16 protein-coding genes are annotated in these 17,110 nt (G+C 59.2%); 8 read left to right on the forward strand and 8 right to left on the reverse strand.

Annotated elements, in window-relative coordinates; genetic code table 11:
• Positions 1–216 precede the first annotated feature (216 nt).
• The 5 genes from AC2TEL_RS03725 to AC2TEL_RS03745 are packed head-to-tail and all read left to right on the forward strand — an operon-like array spanning position 217 to position 5,963.
• Positions 217–1,236 carry a glycosyltransferase family 2 protein gene (locus AC2TEL_RS03725; RefSeq protein ID WP_480861940.1) on the forward strand — a complete coding sequence of 340 codons (1,020 nt, stop codon included), beginning with the start codon at positions 217–219 and terminating at the stop codon, positions 1,234–1,236.
• A gap of 15 nt (positions 1,237–1,251) precedes the next feature.
• Positions 1,252–1,635, forward strand: coding sequence for a GtrA family protein (locus AC2TEL_RS03730; protein WP_480838130.1), 384 nt, complete (start codon positions 1,252–1,254; stop codon positions 1,633–1,635).
• On the forward strand, positions 1,635–2,945 hold the full coding sequence (locus tag AC2TEL_RS03735; protein ID WP_480838132.1) for a glycosyltransferase family 87 protein: 1,311 nt from the start codon (positions 1,635–1,637) through the stop codon (positions 2,943–2,945). Before AC2TEL_RS03730 ends, AC2TEL_RS03735 begins: the two co-directional genes overlap by 1 nt.
• Complete coding sequence (locus AC2TEL_RS03740; protein WP_480901984.1) at positions 2,942–4,339, forward strand: SDR family oxidoreductase; 1,398 nt, start codon at positions 2,942–2,944, stop codon at positions 4,337–4,339. Before AC2TEL_RS03735 ends, AC2TEL_RS03740 begins: the two co-directional genes overlap by 4 nt.
• A 1-nt stretch (position 4,340) precedes the next feature.
• On the forward strand, positions 4,341–5,963 hold the full coding sequence (locus tag AC2TEL_RS03745; protein WP_480901986.1) for a GMC oxidoreductase: 1,623 nt from the start codon (positions 4,341–4,343) through the stop codon (positions 5,961–5,963).
• A 267-nt stretch (positions 5,964–6,230) separates the two neighbouring features.
• Here the strand turns inward: AC2TEL_RS03745 and AC2TEL_RS03750 are convergent, their stop codons facing one another.
• The 7 genes from AC2TEL_RS03750 to AC2TEL_RS03780 all read right to left on the reverse strand — a co-directional run bounded on the left by AC2TEL_RS03750 (position 6,231) and on the right by AC2TEL_RS03780 (position 14,700).
• Positions 6,231–7,535: a M16 family metallopeptidase gene (locus AC2TEL_RS03750; protein ID WP_480901988.1), complete on the reverse strand. Its 1,305-nt coding sequence runs from the start codon at positions 7,533–7,535 to the stop codon at positions 6,231–6,233.
• Positions 7,532–8,872 (reverse strand): M16 family metallopeptidase, encoded by a 1,341-nt coding sequence (locus tag AC2TEL_RS03755; protein ID WP_480901991.1) that lies wholly within the window; start codon positions 8,870–8,872, stop codon positions 7,532–7,534. Before AC2TEL_RS03755 ends, AC2TEL_RS03750 begins: the two co-directional genes overlap by 4 nt.
• A gap of 86 nt (positions 8,873–8,958) precedes the next feature.
• On the reverse strand, positions 8,959–9,474 hold the full coding sequence (locus tag AC2TEL_RS03760) for a DUF3035 domain-containing protein (protein ID WP_480838142.1): 516 nt from the start codon (positions 9,472–9,474) through the stop codon (positions 8,959–8,961).
• A 50-nt stretch (positions 9,475–9,524) separates the two neighbouring features.
• Positions 9,525–10,001 (reverse strand): signal peptidase II, encoded by a 477-nt coding sequence (gene lspA / locus AC2TEL_RS03765; RefSeq protein ID WP_480901993.1) that lies wholly within the window; start codon positions 9,999–10,001, stop codon positions 9,525–9,527.
• Complete coding sequence (gene purH, locus AC2TEL_RS03770; RefSeq protein WP_480901995.1) at positions 10,001–11,590, reverse strand: bifunctional phosphoribosylaminoimidazolecarboxamide formyltransferase/IMP cyclohydrolase; 1,590 nt, start codon at positions 11,588–11,590, stop codon at positions 10,001–10,003. Before purH ends, lspA begins: the two co-directional genes overlap by 1 nt.
• A 22-nt stretch (positions 11,591–11,612) precedes the next feature.
• Positions 11,613–13,352 carry a heparinase II/III family protein gene (locus AC2TEL_RS03775; protein WP_480901997.1) on the reverse strand — a complete coding sequence of 580 codons (1,740 nt, stop codon included), beginning with the start codon at positions 13,350–13,352 and terminating at the stop codon, positions 11,613–11,615.
• A gap of 88 nt (positions 13,353–13,440) precedes the next feature.
• Entirely contained in the window at positions 13,441–14,700 is a 1,260-nt protein-coding gene (locus AC2TEL_RS03780) for an RsmB/NOP family class I SAM-dependent RNA methyltransferase (protein WP_480838150.1), read from the reverse strand.
• 88 nt (positions 14,701–14,788) lie between these two features.
• On the opposite strand from AC2TEL_RS03780, the gene AC2TEL_RS03785 reads away from it, so the two are divergent.
• Positions 14,789–14,971, forward strand: a complete 183-nt coding sequence (locus tag AC2TEL_RS03785; protein ID WP_480838152.1) for a DUF1674 domain-containing protein — start codon at positions 14,789–14,791, stop codon at positions 14,969–14,971.
• Positions 14,972–15,059: 88 nt separating this feature from the next.
• Here the strand turns inward: AC2TEL_RS03785 and dapB are convergent, their stop codons facing one another.
• Complete coding sequence (dapB, locus tag AC2TEL_RS03790; protein ID WP_480838154.1) at positions 15,060–15,869, reverse strand: 4-hydroxy-tetrahydrodipicolinate reductase; 810 nt, start codon at positions 15,867–15,869, stop codon at positions 15,060–15,062.
• Positions 15,870–15,960: 91 nt separating this feature from the next.
• Between dapB and rbfA the strand changes: the two genes are divergently transcribed.
• On the forward strand, positions 15,961–16,356 hold the full coding sequence (rbfA, locus tag AC2TEL_RS03795) for a 30S ribosome-binding factor RbfA (protein WP_010438628.1): 396 nt from the start codon (positions 15,961–15,963) through the stop codon (positions 16,354–16,356).
• A complete protein-coding gene (locus AC2TEL_RS03800; protein ID WP_480901999.1) occupies positions 16,353–17,096 on the forward strand; it encodes a phosphodiester glycosidase family protein in 744 nt (247 codons plus the stop codon). Before rbfA ends, AC2TEL_RS03800 begins: the two co-directional genes overlap by 4 nt.
• Positions 17,097–17,110: the final 14 nt, after the last annotated feature.

The raw sequence follows: 17,110 nt of genomic DNA on the forward strand, positions 1-17,110 counted from the left end.
TCAGCTTCAATCGTCCAATCTATTACCTGAATTGTCGAGCACCCCAAAACTCTGAACCAGCAATATCAACGGGACGGCAACAATATTGCCCGAGACACCCCAATGTATCTAATAACTTTGAGATATTCTCGTTTCATGCGACATTCCTCTGACAATTCTTTGCCTGCTGAGGATATACTCTAGGGTGGGATTCTGATTTTAGGGTTTATTTGTGCAATGAGTGCTCCGTTTTTATCCGTCGTCGTTCCCTGTTTCGACGAAGAAGAATCGCTGCCTGAATTGGTGCGCAGAGTCGTTGCGGTGTGCTCCGAAACCGCCGGTGACAGTTTCGAGCTTGTCCTCATAGATGACGGATCACGCGACAACACGCGGTCCTTGATCCGTAGGTTCAGCGACGAGAACCCGGCCATAATAGGCGTTTTCCTGTCCCGGAACTTTGGTCACCAACTGGCATTGACGGCCGGTTTGAGGGTATGCAGCGGCGACCGCATTCTCATCCTTGATGCAGACCTTCAAGATCCGCCCGAACTTCTTCCCGACATGATGCGACTGATGGATGGCGGGGCCGATGTTGTCTATGGCAAGCGGACCGAACGGCAGGGCGAAACCCATTCCAAGCGCTTCACCGCCCATATGTTCTATCGGTTCCTCAACATGCTGGTGGATATCGACATTCCCCAGGACACCGGGGATTTCCGCCTTATCAGCCGGCGCGCTCTGAGCGTGCTGAACGAAATGCCGGAACAGCACAGGTTCATTCGGGGCATGGTCAGTTGGGTCGGGTTCAAACAGGTTCCGCTGGAATATACCCGCGCCGCCCGGTTCGCCGGTGAAACCAAGTATCCCATTCGCAAGATGCTCAGCTTTGCGATGGACGCCATTGCCGGATTTTCCATCGTTCCCTTGCGGCTTTCGATTTACCTTGGCTTCGTTTGTGCGCTGCTGGGTCTCATTTTCTTTGCCTATACGGCTTACAGTTACCTGACCGGTATCGCCATTCAGGGTTGGACGACGCTGATGTCGGTCGTCCTGATCCTTGGCAGTGGGCAACTTCTGGTTCTGGGTGTGATCGGCGAATATCTTGGACGCCTGTATATCCAGTCCAAACAGCGCCCCCTGTTCATCGTGGAAGAGATTGTCAGACAGGGAAATTCCTCTGAAACCGACCGGGATACCGATCCGAATGGCCTGACACTGCCGGACGAGATCGGGTCCTCCAGGCACGCGGCACAGTAGAACGGGCAATTCGGAATGTCAGTCAGAAGCGTCGTAACATTCGTGGTGACAGGCGGGATCGTCACTGGTGTTCATGTCGCCGTCGGGTTGATGGCGCATCATCTGGCGGGACTCGATCCGTTTGATGCCAACCTTGTGGCCTATTCTGTGGCGTTTTTTGTGTCCTACTTCGGCCATCGAAACTACTCGTTTCGATCGCCCGGGCGAGTTCGGTCCTCGATGCCAAAATTCTTTGCCATATCGGTCACCAACCTGTTTCTGAACCAGATCATCGTCTTCACAGTTTCGGACGTTATGGGCCAGCCCTACTGGGCATCGCTGGCGGTAATGATCGCGATCGTACCGGCATTTACGTATTTCATGAGTAAAATCTGGGCGTTTAGCGATGGTGATTTCTGATGGATGAATATCGAGAAAGCGCCAGGCCGCAAGCGGCATCCAGCATGGCTGGCCCAGCACTTTCGCGCCCGGTTACTCTGGGTTTATCCTTCGTTTTGTGCGGCCTCGCGATTGCCTATCTGCTGTTCAAGATCCAGCAAATTGCCGGTTCGCCCGGTTTCGATTTCCGCTACATCTGGTTGGCAGGCGATATGTGGCTGGATGGCATAAATCCCTATGGCGAGTCTTATGAAGCCACAGGTGCCGCCAAAATAGACAAAGGGCACGTTCCCATCATGTGGGTCTACCCACCGACATGGTGGGCATTTGCAACACCATTCGGCGCGCTCGGCCTGCATGCCGCAAATATTGCTTGGAACTTATGCGGACTCGCTCTGGTTATCGCAATCTGCGGGCTGATCACCAGCGCGTTTGTGTCCACGTTTTCCGCCTTCAGTCAGAGTGTTTCAGAGCGCCTGGGTGGCTTGGTCTATCTGCCCATATTCAGCGTGCTGTTCTTCCTCATGGCCGTGCTGGAAGCAACGGCGATCCTGTTTTCCGTAGGTCAGACAACCCTGATTGCAGGTTTCGGAATTGCGCTCATGCTTTGGAGCCGTATCAACAAGAAGCTGTTTCTGGAGGCCATAGGGCTGACACTGGTGATCCTCAAACCTCAGATCGGAGGGCCGATCGCCATATTGCTTCTGTTGCTCGATCCCGGCTCGCGCAAGGTGGTTGCGGTCGCTTTTGGGTTGTCTGTTCTTCTTGTGCTTCCATCACTGCTTACAGCCCCCGGTGCGATTTTTCATTTCTTGCGCAACCTCGCGGCTTATGACGGGTTCACCGCGGCCAATCTGCCGCAATCCATGACCGGCATACGACTGGTCGTTTGGGAACTCACGAATCTCGACATCGGAAATCCCGTTGCGACCGTTGTCACGCTGGCCGTCATCTTGCTGTTGTGCGTCGGTCCGGCGCGCATCGTGCGGTCTACGGACAAGGCGGTTCTGACCTGGCAGATCTTCGCCCTGACAAGCGCGGTGATTGTCGCGCTGGCGCCGCTGCATATTTATGATTTCGTATTGCTCGCCATACCCCTGGCATTACTGTTTCAGGGCGGGTGGGTCAGTTCGGGACTTGCCCTTTGCGGCGCACTGTTGATTTGGCGATCCGAAAACCTTGCCGGTATTTGGGCGTTTCATGTCCCCGAGGTCGAGATATTTCCAAGCTCGCGCCTCGCGACAATAGGCGCTTTGGTGTTTCTGTTCGCAGTGATCACAGTCACGCTGCAACTGAACCGCAAAACCGTTAGCCGACTGGGTTCGATATGACGCGCACGATCTTTCTGACCGGAGCCACAGGATTTGTAGGACAGCGCTTATTGCCCGCGCTTGCTGCGCACGGATGGCACCTTCGCGTTCTGGTGCGCGATCCCGACCGGGCAAAGGACCTTCCGGGTGACGTGGAAACCTGCGTCGGCGACCTGACAGACCCGGCCAGCTATCGTGCGGCGCTTGACGGGGTTGAGACGGTTCTCCACCTTGGCGCGCTCACCGGAAAGGCCTCAAAGCACGAACATGAACTGATAAACCGCCAAGCGACACAACATCTGATTGCTGCCTGCAAAGAAAAGGGCGTCGGACAATTCCTTTTCGTCAGTTCTATTGCAGCGGGATACCCGGATAAGTCCTTTTATCCCTATGCCGAAGCCAAGGCGCGGGCCGAACAGGACTTGGCGGCCTCGGATCTGAGTTACACGATCCTTCGCCCCACTCTGATCCTTGGTCCGGGTTCGCCCATTGCGGACGCGCTTGGCACATTGGCCGGATTGCCGATTGTTCCACTGCCGCAAAAGGGCGGCCCCGTCAGTGTACAACCGGTTTCCGTCGACGACGTGGCGCGCGGCATTGTCGAGGTTCTGAAACGTAACGCGTTCGAGCGGGAAACTCTGGACCTTGGCGGCCCTGAGAGTGTTTCGATGCAGGATTTATTGCGCAGGATTGCACAACTTCATTTTGACCGCACGCCGCGTTTCATGAAACTGCCCCTGCGCTTGGTGCAATGGCCCTTGGCCCTGCTCGAGCCCCTGGCCCGCGGCGTCATGCCTGCAACCGCAGGGCAGTTTGCCGTGTTCGGCAACAGTTCCACAATAACGGACAACTGGTTGGTTCAGGCATTAGGGCCGGAAATGGCGGCGCTGAATGATCAGATCGGCACCCGACCATCAAACGGCGGCGGCAGTGGCGAAAGTGCCGTTGCCAAGACCCGGATGACCTCACCGTCAGAAGCCAAATCAGAGGCAAAGACTTTAGGCAAACACATGACCGGACAAGAGCCCAGCGAAGCGGCCCTCGAACACTATGCGCGTGCTCTGGAAGCGCTTGGCCTGAATCAGGAAGGCAACCAGTTCGATCAACTGACCCTTGCTCTGGCACGGCGCGGCGGGGCCCGACTTTGGCTGACCGACGGGTTCTGCGGGCTGCTTCACCGGCATGGTGTTTTGCGGCGACGGCAGGTCCTGTGCGCGGCAATTCTGGAGAACGAGGCCCAAACACATCAATCCTTTGACGGGTCGCCGGATGTCGGTGCCATCGGCGCATTGATGCGCCTTGCAATCGTCGGAACGGTTTCGGTTGCGGCTTCAGTGGCTGGAACAATCTTTTTGCTTCCCATGCGATTTTGGCTGAACCGCTCGGGCCCTGCGTCGACAAATGGTCTGAAATAGCATGCACATCGTCGTCGTTGGCTCTGGCCCCAGCGGGGTGCATTTCGCCCAGACAGCGCTTGAGCGTGGTCACAAAGTCACAATGGTCGATGTCGGAAGAACCGGGCGGGAAGCACCGCTGCCACAAGCCGGGTTTTCCGAACTCAAAGCCACACATCCCGATGCGGTGCAGTATTTTCTGGGCGAACAATACGAAGCGGTCAGCCTGCCTGCCACAGACCCTGATCAGGACGAGGAGTATTATGGGCTTCCCGCGTCCAAGGACTACGTCTTTGACCATCCTGACCGGTTCAGGATGCAGATGCATGGCCTGTCTTCGCTAGTCTCGTTTGCAGCAGGCGGTCTGGCGGAATGCTGGACCGGTGGCGCCTACACCTTTAATGATGACGACCTGAGCGCGTTTGGCTTCGGCTACGACCGAATGGCACCGCATTACGCCAAAGTGGCCGAACGCATCGGCATCGGCGGAGAGGCCGATGAACTTGCGCGTTGGTATCCTGCACATGACGGATTGCTCGAACCCATCTCTCTGGATCGAAGCAGCGCGCTGTTGCTCCAAAAGTACCAGTCACGGCGCAACAAACTCGACAGCAGGCACCCGGGCATACGCCTTGGCCGGTCACGGCAGGCCGCTTTGTCCACCGATCTTGACGACCGGAAGGCCTGTACCGAATGTGGCCGGTGCCTGTGGGGATGCCCCAACGGGGCATTCTACACCCCCTCCCTGACATTGGCGTCCCTGAAAAAACATCCGCAGTTCAATTATGCCCCGAACCGCTTTGCCAGCCATTTCAAGGTGACGGGACAAAGGTCGCTAAGCAGTCTGGTCACCTACGCTGCAGGTGGCACAACGGAAGAGTTCACCGGAGACGCTTTCGTTCTTGCAGCCGGAACCATCAGCAGCGCAAACCTGTATCTTCGCACGGTCTACAAGGCATCCGGGGAAATCATCCAATTGCCGGGACTTATGGACAATCAGCAAATTCTGGCCCCGTTTCTCAACCTGTCCATGCTGGGGCGATCTTATGATCCGTCCTCCTATCAATACCACCAACTTGCAATTGGCATGGAGGCCGATAACGCAGAGAAATTCGTGCATGCGCAGGTCACGACAATGACAACCGGCAGCGCTCATCCGGTCATTGCACAAGTCCCGCTGGGGATGCGTGCGGGTCGCCAGATTTTCACAACGTTACGGTCGGCACTGGGTGTGGTGAATCTGAACTTCAACGACACCCGACGCGCAGAGAATTTCGCCACTCTGGATCCGCAGGTAGAGGCTGAGGGATGGCCTTCATTGTCGTTGAATTACGTTTCGCCGGATGGTCAGGATCGCGACATCTCTGACGCCTTGTCACGATTGAAACGGTTTATGCGCGATCTTGGCGCTCCGCTGGTGCCCGGCATGACACAGATACGCAAACCCGGGGCCAGTGTGCACTATTCCGGTACGTTGCCGATTTCGGAAACGGGCGGAGAGATGACCGTGACGCAAGATTGTCAATCGAACGACTTTGAGAACCTGTTCGTCGTCGACGGTTCCGTTTTTCCGGCGCTCCCATCCAAAAACCTGACATTTACACTGATGGCAAATGCAACGCGTGTCGCGACCGAAGTTTTCTGAGAAGCTGGTTTTCGACCAACTCGTGTCCTACCGATCTTAGAAAACCTCATATGTTGCAATTCCGTACCAACCCAGTTGCGCAGCTTACCATCCCGATTACTAGAACGGCACGGCTGTTTCGCAAGCACCAAAGGAACCGCGCCGTAACCTGATGTGCAACAAACAAGACCCGCTTATGTCGGCCCAGTTCCGGTTTGACAGCCACACGCCAGAGCAACAGGCCGATATCGGCCCATCTTTCATTCGGCGTCACATTGCTGAAACCCGCTAGCCATCCAACCCGACGGGCTTGCCGACAACCGTGAAATGCAGGCCCTCTGGGTCCAGCAATTCGGATGCGACGCGGTTCACTTCTTCCAGCGTCACCGCGTTGACCTGATCGTTGCGGGTGGCGATGTAGTCGATCGGCAGATCCTCCATCTGCATTCCGACCATGATCCCGGCGATCTGACCATTGCCATCAAAGCGCAGTGGGTAGGCGCCGGTCAGATAGGTCTTGGCGTCATCCAGCTCTTTCTGTGTCACACCTTCGGACGCGGCACGGGCCCATTCGTCGCGGATCACGTCCACCGCTTCAGCAATCCGGTCATTTGCCGAGGACACCGATCCCAAATAGACCGAGGCCAGATCCTTGGGCACCAGATAGGTTGCCACACCATAGGTCAGACCGCGCTTTTCGCGCACTTCCTGCATCAGTCGGCTTTCAAAACCTCCGCCACCAAGGATGTGGTTCAAAATATACGCGGCAAAGAAATCAGGATCGTCCCGGTCGATACCCCGTTGTGCGAACAGGGCCACCGATTGCGGCGTGTCGAACTCCACGACACTGACCCCGCCAGCGATGTTGACATCTGCCTTTTCGGGGATTGGCTTGCCGCTATCGGGCAAGTCGGCCAGCAGCTTGTCCAGCAATGCGCCAAGCTCTTCAGCGGTGATGTCACCCACTGCGCCCACATACAGGCGGTCCTTGGCAAACACGGCGTCGTAGGCAGCCACGATATCATCACGGGTCAGCGCCGAAACGCTTTCGATCGTCCCCTTGCCTTCTGATCCGTAAGGGTGGTCCCCGTAGGCCATTTTCGCAAAGTTACGCCCCGCAATATCATTCGGATCGGTCTGATCCGAGCGCAGGCCCGACAGCACCTGTGCGCGCACCCTGTCGATCGCATCCTGATCGAACCGCGGTTCGTGGATGGTGGTCCGCAGCAGGTCGATCACATCATCGCGGTTTTCGGTCAGAAATTGCGCCGAAATGGCAACCGAGTCATCCGTGGCACGATATCTGAATGATGCCGCCAGCGATTCCAGTTCGCGTGCGTAGGTGCGCGCATCCATGTCACCGGAACCTTCCTCGATCAGACCGCTCATCAAATGGATCGCGCCGCGCTTGTCAGGATCGTCCAGGGACGTTCCTCCGCGAAAGCGCAACTCCAGCGCGGTGAAGGGAATCGAGTGATCCTCAACCAGCCAGGCTGTTATTCCTCCGGGAGAGGTAACCTCTTTGATCTCAATCTCGGCCCAGGCGGGCAGCGCGACGAGGCAAATGATCAGGGATGCTAACAAGCGTTTCATTGCGTCACCTCATCATCGCGCATCAACCAGCCGGTTACAGAAGCTTCGGGTTGCAGCACCTCGCGCGCCGCGGCGATGATCTCTTCCCCGGTCACGGCCTGCAGGATGTCGGGCCAGGCCTGTACGTCTTCGACCGTCAGACCACTGGTCAGCGCCCGGCCATAGCGGTTGCCGATGCCGTCCACATTGTCGCGAGCATAGGTTTGGGCCGCGCGCAGCTGCATCTTGATCCGATCCAGATCGTCCGGGTTCACACCTTCAGCGATGAAATCGGCGACGGCCTGATCCATTGCCTTTTCGGCGTCCTGCAAGGAAACGCCTTCGGCGGGGACCACGATCAGGTCAAACGTCGTGTCGTCCAGCGAGACACCGCGATAGAATGCACCGGCATAGACGGCCTTCTGCTGCTCAAGCTGCAGCTTCTCGTTCAGGTATGATGTTGTGCTGCCACCCAGCAACTCTGCCAGCAGATACAGCGCGGCGGCCTTATCCTGGGCACCTGCGTCACGTTCAGGTGCCAGGTAACTGCGTTGAACATAGGGCTGCGCGACGCGAGGATCCTTGTATGTCAAGCGGCGCTCAGCCGTTTGCGGGGGCTCCTGCGAGCGAACGCGTTCAGGCAGGTCAGGGTTGGCGGGAATCACACCGTAATATTGCTCGGCCAGAGATTTGACCTCATCGGGGTCGACATCGCCGGTCACGACCAGAATGGCGTTATTCGGTGCATAGTGGGTCTGATAGAAGGACAGCGCGTCCTCCATATCCAGCTCCTCCATCTCATGCATCCAGCCGATGATCGGAACACCGTACCGGTGATTGAGATACTGCGCCGCGCTCATCTGTTCACCGAACAGGGCGCGAGGGTTGTTTTCGGTTCGCTGGTTGCGCTCTTCGAGGATCACATCGCGTTCGGTGGCAATGTCCTCTTCGGTCAGGCGGATGTTGCGCATCCGGTCCGCCTCCATCCGCATCATCAGCTCCAATCGGTCAGCGGCGACGCGCTGAAAATAGGCGGTGTAGTCATAGGAGGTGAACGCATTGTCGTTGCCGCCATTGGCCGCCACGGTGGCAGAAAACTCGCCGGGTGCCAGTGTATCTGTGCCCTTGAACAGCAAATGCTCAAGAAAATGCGCCACGCCGGATGAACCAATGGGTTCATCCGCTGAACCTGCCCGATACCAGACCATATGCTGTACCACGGGCGCGCGATGATCTTCGACCACAACGACATCCATACCGTTGTCCAGCGTGAACGTGGTAACCGCCTCGTGCCCTTCTTTGGCCAACACGGGTGTTGCAGCAAGAAGGGCGGCCGACAATGCAAGGACCCTATACATGGGGCGTCCTCCGTTTGGTTTTATGGTGTTCAAACTACGGTGGCGCCGCGCTGGTTCAAGGCCGATGACGGAAAGTTAAGAAGATTTCATTCCGCCGGGGGTGCAGACGGCGTCTCGAGCCCTTGCCGGCGTGCCGCTTCGTTCTGTGCGTTCGCATCCAGTGCCTCTGCCCTGTAGGCCTGCGAATACCGGTCGACCGGGAACAGGCGCAGACGGGTGAAGCGTGCCTTGCGCTTGCGGAAATCCGCGTCTTCCTGAGCCGTCACCTGGCGGGTATTGGCTGGTACGCCATAGCGGCTGGAGGCCGTGACCAACGCTGCATCCGAAGATGGAATCGTCGTATTCGGGTTCAGCGCTGCGGCATTGCCGCCCAGAGCCACAACAGCATCGGCCTTGGGCGTCGGATCGGTCAGGTTCGCCCCGCCCGGTGTTGGCGCGGGCAGGAAGGCGTAGTCCTTTGGCTGAGTCAGTGGCTTCACCGGCAAAACCGAAAACTCATCCGGTCCCGGCCCCGGAGGCTGAAGATTGCGCAAACCAATGTCAGAGCAGCCCGCAACCGCAACGGCAAGTGTCAGGGCAAGTAAGGCGCGCGGCGTCCGCATTCGTGTCTCCAGCAAGTTTCAGGCGCTTTTATCGCATATCATCCGGCAGGTCACGAGGCCTTTTTGCCGTCAAACAGCACCAGACCCAACGCTCCCGCAAAAATGAACACGTCGGCCAGATTGAATACAAACGGGTTGTTGATCCCGCAGCAGGACATGTTCAGGAAATCCAGAACATAGCCGTAAAGCACCCGGTCAACCACATTGCCCAGCGCACCGCCAATCAGCAACCCGCCGCAAATCAGCATGAATTTCGACGGGGTCGATCGCATAAGCCAGACAAGGACACCAACCGAGATTGCAATGGAAATGCCGATCAATGCCCAACGGGCGGTCTCGGTGTCGCCCTGAAACAGGCCGAAATTGATACCGCGATTCTCGCCGTACTTGAAAACGACCAAAGGCGGCAGAACGTCGATTCCTCCGGGTTGTTCGGCCACGCGCATGACACGGACGACCAGATACTTGCTGATCTGGTCGATCAGAAACGCGGCCAAACCGGCCCAGAGCAAAAGACGGTACCGCATCAGTGGCGGAAATGGCGCATGCCGGTGAAGACCATGGCGAGGCCTGCCTCATCCGCGGCCGCGATCACCTCGTCATCGCGCATCGAGCCGCCGGGTTGGATGACGCAGGTGGCACCGGCCTCAGCGGCTTCCATCAGACCGTCAGGGAAAGGGAAGAACGCGTCGGAGGCCACGGCCGAGCCGATGGTCAGTGGCTGCGGCAGGCCCAGCGTGTCTGCCATGCGTTCCGCTTTCTTGGCTGCAATCAGGGCCGAGTCCACGCGGCTCATCTGCCCTGCACCGACGCCAACGGTCGCGCCGTCCTTGACGTAAACGATGGCGTTGGACTTGACGTGTTTCGCGACTTTCCAGGCAAACAACAGGTCACGCATCTGCGCGTCGGTCGGCGCTTTTTTGGTAACCACTTTCAGATCATCCATACCGACGAAGCCATTGTCCTTGTCCTGAACCAACAGGCCACCGGCCACCTGGCGCACCGTCTTGCCGCCGGTGGTCACATCGGGCAGGGCTTCGGTGGTCAGCAGGCGCAGGTTCTTCTTGGCGGCAAAGATCGCCTTGGCCTCATCCGAGGCGCCGGGGGCGATCACGACCTCGGTAAAGATGCCGGTGATTTCCTGCGCGGTTTCGGCGTCCAGCGGCTGGTTCAGCGCTACAATGCCGCCAAAGGCCGAGGTGCGGTCACAGTCGAAGGCCGCTTTGTAGGCCTCCAGCAGGGTCGCGCCCTTGGCTACGCCACAGGGGTTCGCGTGCTTGATAATCGCACATGCGGCACTGTCGCGCGGATCGAACTCGGCGACCAGTTCAAAGGCCGCATCGGTGTCGTTGATGTTGTTGTAGCTCAGTTCCTTGCCCTGATGCTGCACGGCGGTTGCAACGCCGGAACGGTTGGTGCCATCGGTGTAGAAGGCCGCCGACTGGTGGCTGTTCTCGCCATAGCGCAGGGTCTGTTTCAACTCACCGGCAAAGGCGCGGCGTTTCGGGGCCTCAAGCTCCAGCGCGTCGGCCAGCCAGTTGGACACGGCGGTGTCATAGGCGGCAGTGCGGGCATAGGCCTTTTGCGCCAGCTTGCGGCGGAATTTCGGGCAGGTCGCGCCGTTATGCTGATCCAAGTCGCCCAGCAGTTTCTCGTAATCCTCGACATCCACCACCACGTTGACGAACGCATGGTTCTTGGCCGCCGCACGGATCATCGCGGGACCGCCAATGTCGATATTCTCAACACATTCATCGTAATCGGCACCTTTGGCAACGGTGGCCTCGAATGGGTAGAGGTTCACCACCAGCAAGTCGATCGCGCCGATCCCATGCTCGGTCATCGCGGCGACATGGGTGTCGTTGTCGCGCAATGCCAGCAGGCCGCCATGCACCATCGGATGCAGGGTTTTCACGCGGCCATCCATCATCTCGGGGAAACCCGTGACTTCGCTCACATCCTTTACCGCAAGCCCCGCATCGCGCAGTGCCTTGGCCGTGCCGCCGGTCGACAACAGCTCGACTTCGCGCTCGGCCAGCGCCTTGCCCAGCTCGATCAGCCCGGTCTTGTCGGAAACGGAAAGCAACGCGCGGCGCACGGGGTGAAGATCGGTCATGGGTCCAAAGGTCCTTTTGGCGTCAGTCGAATTCGGGCTCGTCCCGGTGCAGATCGCGCACGGCATAGGCTGTATCCTGTGCCTTGCTCAGCGTCCACCGGATGCGCGTCGCATACTCCATTGCGCGCCCGGATAGAACGATCTGTTTTGTCGCGCGTGGCTTCAGACGCCCTTTTTCAAGGTAAACACTTGGCTCGATAGACAATTTTGCCGTGTTGTCATGGCGGAAAACCCAGATTTCTCCGCTTTTGAGCGCCATGGACACCGCCGTACCGCCCAGATCCAGCGCCGCATCCACGTCGGGATGCAGGTGAAACCTGACGTCAAACGGAATGCCGTTCAGGCTTGAGGCATCCAGTGCGCGGTCGAACTGCCGTTTGGACCTGTCGGTCGTGGTCAGCAAGATGTCTTCGCCTGTCAGCTCGCGACCATCAAATCTCAGCTCGAATGTGCGGGCATGGGTCAGGCCGAATACTCTGACATAGCCGTCGTGACCGACCATCAGACGTTCACCCCCGAACGCCTGTTCGGTGTCTAGCGGTACATCCTGCGGGGCATCTACAAGGGCCTCATGCGCAGTGCCCTTTACCGGCGCGGTCAGGCGTGCGCTGGAATAGCCGTCCAGGCACAAGGTCGAATGTGACGGTGTTGCCCTGCCCGCGCGTCGCCAGTCCTGCCCGAAACTGACGCCTGATCCGCAATTTACGATCAAAGGCCGGCGTCCCGATGTCAGTTCGAACGCCAGGGTCGAGGCGTGGGCATTGTACGATGCCGCACCAGTCGGCGGTGCGCTGGCATCCACGATCACAGTTGTGCGCGCGGCAGAGAGGCGCGCAAATCCCATGGACAGGCCAGTCGTCGGTTGCGGTTTGACGCCGCTTTGCGCCAAGGCCTGATCCAGACGTCCTTCAAGGCCACGCCCGCCACCGTGAAACCGGGCCAGCGCGCCATCCGCGTGGCGCAGTTTTCGCAGCGTCGGAGCAATACGCTTGATCGCTTCGGTCTGAGAAGCGGGTGTGCCGCGTCCAATTTCGCTGAGCGCAGCGGACGTCCAGGACAAAAGCGTGAAGACTTCGAGCAACTCTTCGGGATTGCGCGTGGGAATGCCGCCCTGCGCGTCGACCTGCCGGTCGCATTCGCGTGCAAGTGCACGCAAGGCCGGGTCGGCCATCCGTTCCAAACCCTCCAACGCCAGCCCCGCCTGAACCAGACCGGCCAAAGCCTCGAACCGAGGCAAACCCGGCGTTGCAGCAGACCAGCGTTTCGACAGAAACCATGCCTGTTGCGCCAGTGAACGAAAGAAAGCTCTGCTTTGTGCTTCGTCCACACCGCGCAGAAGGAAAAGCGCGTGGTTGATCCAGCGCATGACCCGGCGGCCTGTCAGATCGGGTGCCCAGCCGGGACCCTGCCCGCGCCCGTGCGCCTCGATCCAGCCCCAGACCCAGCGCTGCGCCTTTTCCCGCGCGCGCATATCGCCCACCGCGGCCAGATCGTCCAGCCACGCGAAACCGTGGCGTTCATCGTCGAAATCCGTGCTGGGGGCAGTCACATCCCAAAGGGCGGTGTCTTCGGCCTCGACCAGGTAACCGGCAAACAGCAGGTTCCCGGCCACCAGTTGGCGCCCGCGCGCGAACGAACCAACGGTGCGCGGTTCCGGCTGGCCGACAAACCCCTCTACCGCCTTGCGCCGCTGAGCAAGCCGCGCATAAAGACGGTTCTGAAACCGCCTCCATCGGTTTGCCATGGTGTCTGACTGTGACATGCCGCTCGTTACTCTGCCCCCGACGCTCTGCCGGCGTCTGAACCAACGATAGACAGGTCTGAACGTCAAGTCATCGAAAAGAGTGCCATCAGGCGGATTTGTTCAGGCAGGCGATATAGAACCCGTCCATCCCACCACGTTCCGGCCAATAATCCGGACGCAGACGCAGGCCACCTTCGTCGGTGATCCAATCTGTTTCGACGCCCGGGACGGACAGCGCACCCCGATCCACCTGCATATCCGGCAACACGTCCAGAGCTTCTTCGATCTGCACCTCGCCCTCGTCCGGCAACAACGAGCAGGTACAATAAACCAACCGCCCTCCGGGTTTCAGCAAGGTCCATGCGTGGCCCAGCATGCGGGTTTGCAATTCGATCAATTCTCCGAATTCGGACCCGTCCTTGGCAAATGGCAAATCAGGATGGCGGCGAATAGTTCCGGTGGCCGAACAGGGCGCATCCAGCAGGATCGCATCATACTGTCCCTGATGTTCCAGCGCGTCGCCCACGATCACCTGCGCCGACAGCCCGGTGCGGGCAAGGTTTTCACGCACGCGTTCAGTTCGCCCTTCGGAAATGTCCAAGGCTGTGACATTGGCTCCGGCAGCGGCCAGTTGCAGCGTCTTGCCGCCCGGAGCCGCGCACAGGTCCAGTACGTTTTCGCCGGATTTCGGTGCCAGAATGCGAACAGGCAAAGCCGCCGCAGCGTCCTGCACCCACCACGCACCGTCCTTGTAACCCGGCAGGGCCGAGACCTGACCTGCATCCTGGATTCGAAATGATCCGGTCGGCAACTGGATTCCTTTGGGAGCCGCCGCATCCGCCTTGACGGTCAAATCCAATTGTGCCCCGGCGAAATGCGCTTGCTCCATCCCTTTGACAGCCTCATCGCCCCAGGCCACGGAAAGTGGTTCACGCAGCCATTCCGGCAGGCGCGGAACGCGCATTTTGGGCCATGCCTCGGGGCCTTCGGCAGCCACCTTGCGCAGCACCGCATTGACCAGACCCTTCAGCCGCCCATGCTTGCGCGACCGTCCGACAATTTCGACCATCGAATTGACCACGCCATGCGCTGCTGCACCATGACACAGCTCGACTGCACCCAGGCGCAATGCGTTGTGCACCGTCAGGGCAGGCGTGCGATTCAGATGATTACCGACCAGCCGATCCGCCCGCTCCAATCCGCGCAACGTCTCAAGCGCAAGTCGCTGCGCCCGTGCGCGATCCTCGGGGCCCAGCCGGTCCAGCGCCCCCGCAGCAAGGCATTCGGACAACAACCGCCCCTCGCCCAGAATCTGATCCAGCAGATAGATCGCGCTGCGCCGCGCCGCTGTTGGGTTGTCCGACATGGTATTGCCTTTGTGTGACCTCTGCCCGCATTGTCATCGGCGGACGGGGGCGTATATCAAGCACGTACCCGGAAAGGAACCCGAAGTCATGAGCGACACGCGCAAAGACCTGCCCCCCGCTGCCCAGCGCGCTTTGGCCGAGGCTGAAGAGCGTCGCCGCAAAGCCGAAGCCGAGGCCAAGGAGATGCCCAAGGAACTGGGCGGGCGCGACGGCCCCGACCCGGCCCGCTATGGCGATTGGGAGAAAAAGGGTATCGCGATCGACTTTTGATCCGAACGGGGACCCTTTCATCTGGATGAATGGACTTCGCGAAGCGCAAGCCCCCCGGTGTCAATCATCAGCCGAACGCAAAACTTCGTTACAACCCGAGCACATCCACCATATCATACTGGCCGGGTGCCTTGCCCTGCCCCCACAAGGCCGCCTTTAGCGCGCCACGCGCGAAAATCGCACGATCTGAGGCCAGATGGCGCAGAACAATGCGCTCTCCGGGTGCGGCGAACAACACGTCGTGCTCGCCCACGATGTCCCCGCCGCGAATGGCGTGGAATCCGATGTCACCCCGTTTACGCGCGCCCGTGATCCCATCCCGGCCCCTGTCGGAGACGTCCGACAGCTTGACGCCCCGTCCTTCGGCGGCTGCTTCACCCAGCATCAGCGCAGTGCCCGATGGCGCATCGACCTTGTGGTGATGGTGGCCTTCTATGATTTCAATGTCGAAATCCTCATCCAGCGCAGCTGCGACTTTCTTGGTCAGCTGCACAAGCAAGTTAACACCAAGGCTCATGTTACCGGCACGAATGATCACGGCGTGGCGCGAGGCCGGCTCCAGCGCCGCAATCTGTTCGTCGGTCATACCGGTGGTGCCGATCACATGGACACAGCGCGCCTGCGCGGCCAAAGCAGCGAATTCCAATGTCGCCTCGGGCGCAGTAAAGTCGATCACTGCCTGCGCTTGCGCGAAGGCTTCCAGCGGATCATCGGTCACAGTCACGCCCAGCGCCTGACCACCCATGGCCTCGCCCACATCCTGCCCAATCCAGTCATGGCCCTTACGCTCGACCACACCCACCAGACGCGCCTGATCACTGTCCGTGACGGTCTTGATCAGCATTTGCCCCATACGGCCCGAAACCCCTGTGATGACGATCCCCGGAATATGGGTCATAGCGCTGGTCCTTTTCTTCAATTTGGCTCAAAGCCTCCTACCCCGTTCGCGCCCGCTTGGCAAAGCCCTGCTTTGGGCTTAGATCGGGGACATGGCAAAGAACAAATTCCACGATGGCCCCGGCCCGTCCCAACGACAGCTGCGCGTCGGCGAACTGATCCGTCGCACCCTGTCCGAAGTTCTGGCGCGCGGAGATGTCCACGACCCCGACCTGAACCGAATGTCGATTACTGTGGGAGAGGTGCGCACCTCGCCCGATCTGAAAATCGCCACCGCCTATGTGCTGCCCCTGGGAGGCAAGGGGCAGGAAGACGTGATCGAACTGCTGGCCCGTAACAAGGGCGAACTACGGCGCATGGTTGGCAAAAAGGTCGGCCTGAAGTTCTCGCCCGATCTTCGTTTCCGGCTGGATGACACGTTCGACCGTCTGGACGACACCCGCCGCATGTTCGAACAGGACGCGGTACGCCGCGATCTGGACGAGTGATCCGGGCACTCGTCATTTTGGGCGCAGCTCTCTGGGCGGCGCAAGCCTCTGCGGTCACCTGTGAAAAGCTGACCCACGAGGACAAGCGGTACACCATCTGCGAGGTGGATGCCGCCAACGAAGACCTGCGCCTGTTTCTCAATGGCGAAAACGGCGAGTTGCTGGGCCATTTCTCTTCGGTGAACGAAGCGCTTGAACCAAACGGCAAGCGACTGGCTTTTGCGATGAATGCCGGCATGTATCACGACGACCGGTCGCCCGTTGGCCACTATGTTGAAGAGGGCGAAGAGGTCATGCGTGTGATTCCGAACGCCGGACCCGGAAACTTTGGCCTGCTGCCAAACGGGGTGTTCTGCATCCGCGAGGGCCGCGCCGATGTGTTCGAGACACTGGACTACGTCGATAGGGATCCGGAATGCCGTTTCGCGTCTCAATCCGGCCCGATGCTGGTCATCGACGGTGAGTTGCATCCCCGCTTCTTGCCCGATTCGACCTCGCTTTATGTGCGCAACGGTGTGGGCACCAGCGCCGACGGCACACGGGCGGTGTTTGCGATCTCGGATGATTACGTCACCTTTCACGAATTCGGTAGCCTATTTCGCGATGCCATCGGCACCCCGAATGCTCTGTTTCTCGACGGTAACATCTCGCGCATGTATGACCGCGCGAACAATCGTTCGGATGTCGGGTTTTCTCTGGGGCCGATCGTGGGCGTCGTCGAGGATGTACCCGCAAATTGACAGGGCGGTGGTGA

It is taken from the genome of Ruegeria sp. HKCCD9138 (genome assembly GCF_057220975.1).

Bases quoted from the DNA above. Each gene is read 5' to 3' on its own strand.
- AC2TEL_RS03725 (WP_480861940.1), top strand. From the start codon at position 217: ATGAGTGCTCCGTTTTTATCCGTCGTCGTTCCCTGTTTCGACGAAGAA.
- AC2TEL_RS03730 (WP_480838130.1), top strand. From the start codon at position 1,252: ATGTCAGTCAGAAGCGTCGTAACATTCGTGGTGACAGGCGGGATCGTC.
- AC2TEL_RS03735 (WP_480838132.1), top strand. From the start codon at position 1,635: ATGGATGAATATCGAGAAAGCGCCAGGCCGCAAGCGGCATCCAGCATG.
- AC2TEL_RS03740 (WP_480901984.1), top strand. From the start codon at position 2,942: ATGACGCGCACGATCTTTCTGACCGGAGCCACAGGATTTGTAGGACAG.
- AC2TEL_RS03745 (WP_480901986.1), top strand. From the start codon at position 4,341: ATGCACATCGTCGTCGTTGGCTCTGGCCCCAGCGGGGTGCATTTCGCC.
- AC2TEL_RS03750 (WP_480901988.1), bottom strand. From the start codon at position 7,535: ATGAAACGCTTGTTAGCATCCCTGATCATTTGCCTCGTCGCGCTGCCC.
- AC2TEL_RS03755 (WP_480901991.1), bottom strand. From the start codon at position 8,872: ATGTATAGGGTCCTTGCATTGTCGGCCGCCCTTCTTGCTGCAACACCC.
- AC2TEL_RS03760 (WP_480838142.1), bottom strand. From the start codon at position 9,474: ATGCGGACGCCGCGCGCCTTACTTGCCCTGACACTTGCCGTTGCGGTT.
- lspA (WP_480901993.1), bottom strand. From the start codon at position 10,001: ATGCGGTACCGTCTTTTGCTCTGGGCCGGTTTGGCCGCGTTTCTGATC.
- purH (WP_480901995.1), bottom strand. From the start codon at position 11,590: ATGACCGATCTTCACCCCGTGCGCCGCGCGTTGCTTTCCGTTTCCGAC.
- AC2TEL_RS03775 (WP_480901997.1), bottom strand. From the start codon at position 13,352: ATGTCACAGTCAGACACCATGGCAAACCGATGGAGGCGGTTTCAGAAC.
- AC2TEL_RS03780 (WP_480838150.1), bottom strand. From the start codon at position 14,700: ATGTCGGACAACCCAACAGCGGCGCGGCGCAGCGCGATCTATCTGCTG.
- AC2TEL_RS03785 (WP_480838152.1), top strand. From the start codon at position 14,789: ATGAGCGACACGCGCAAAGACCTGCCCCCCGCTGCCCAGCGCGCTTTG.
- dapB (WP_480838154.1), bottom strand. From the start codon at position 15,869: ATGACCCATATTCCGGGGATCGTCATCACAGGGGTTTCGGGCCGTATG.
- rbfA (WP_010438628.1), top strand. From the start codon at position 15,961: ATGGCAAAGAACAAATTCCACGATGGCCCCGGCCCGTCCCAACGACAG.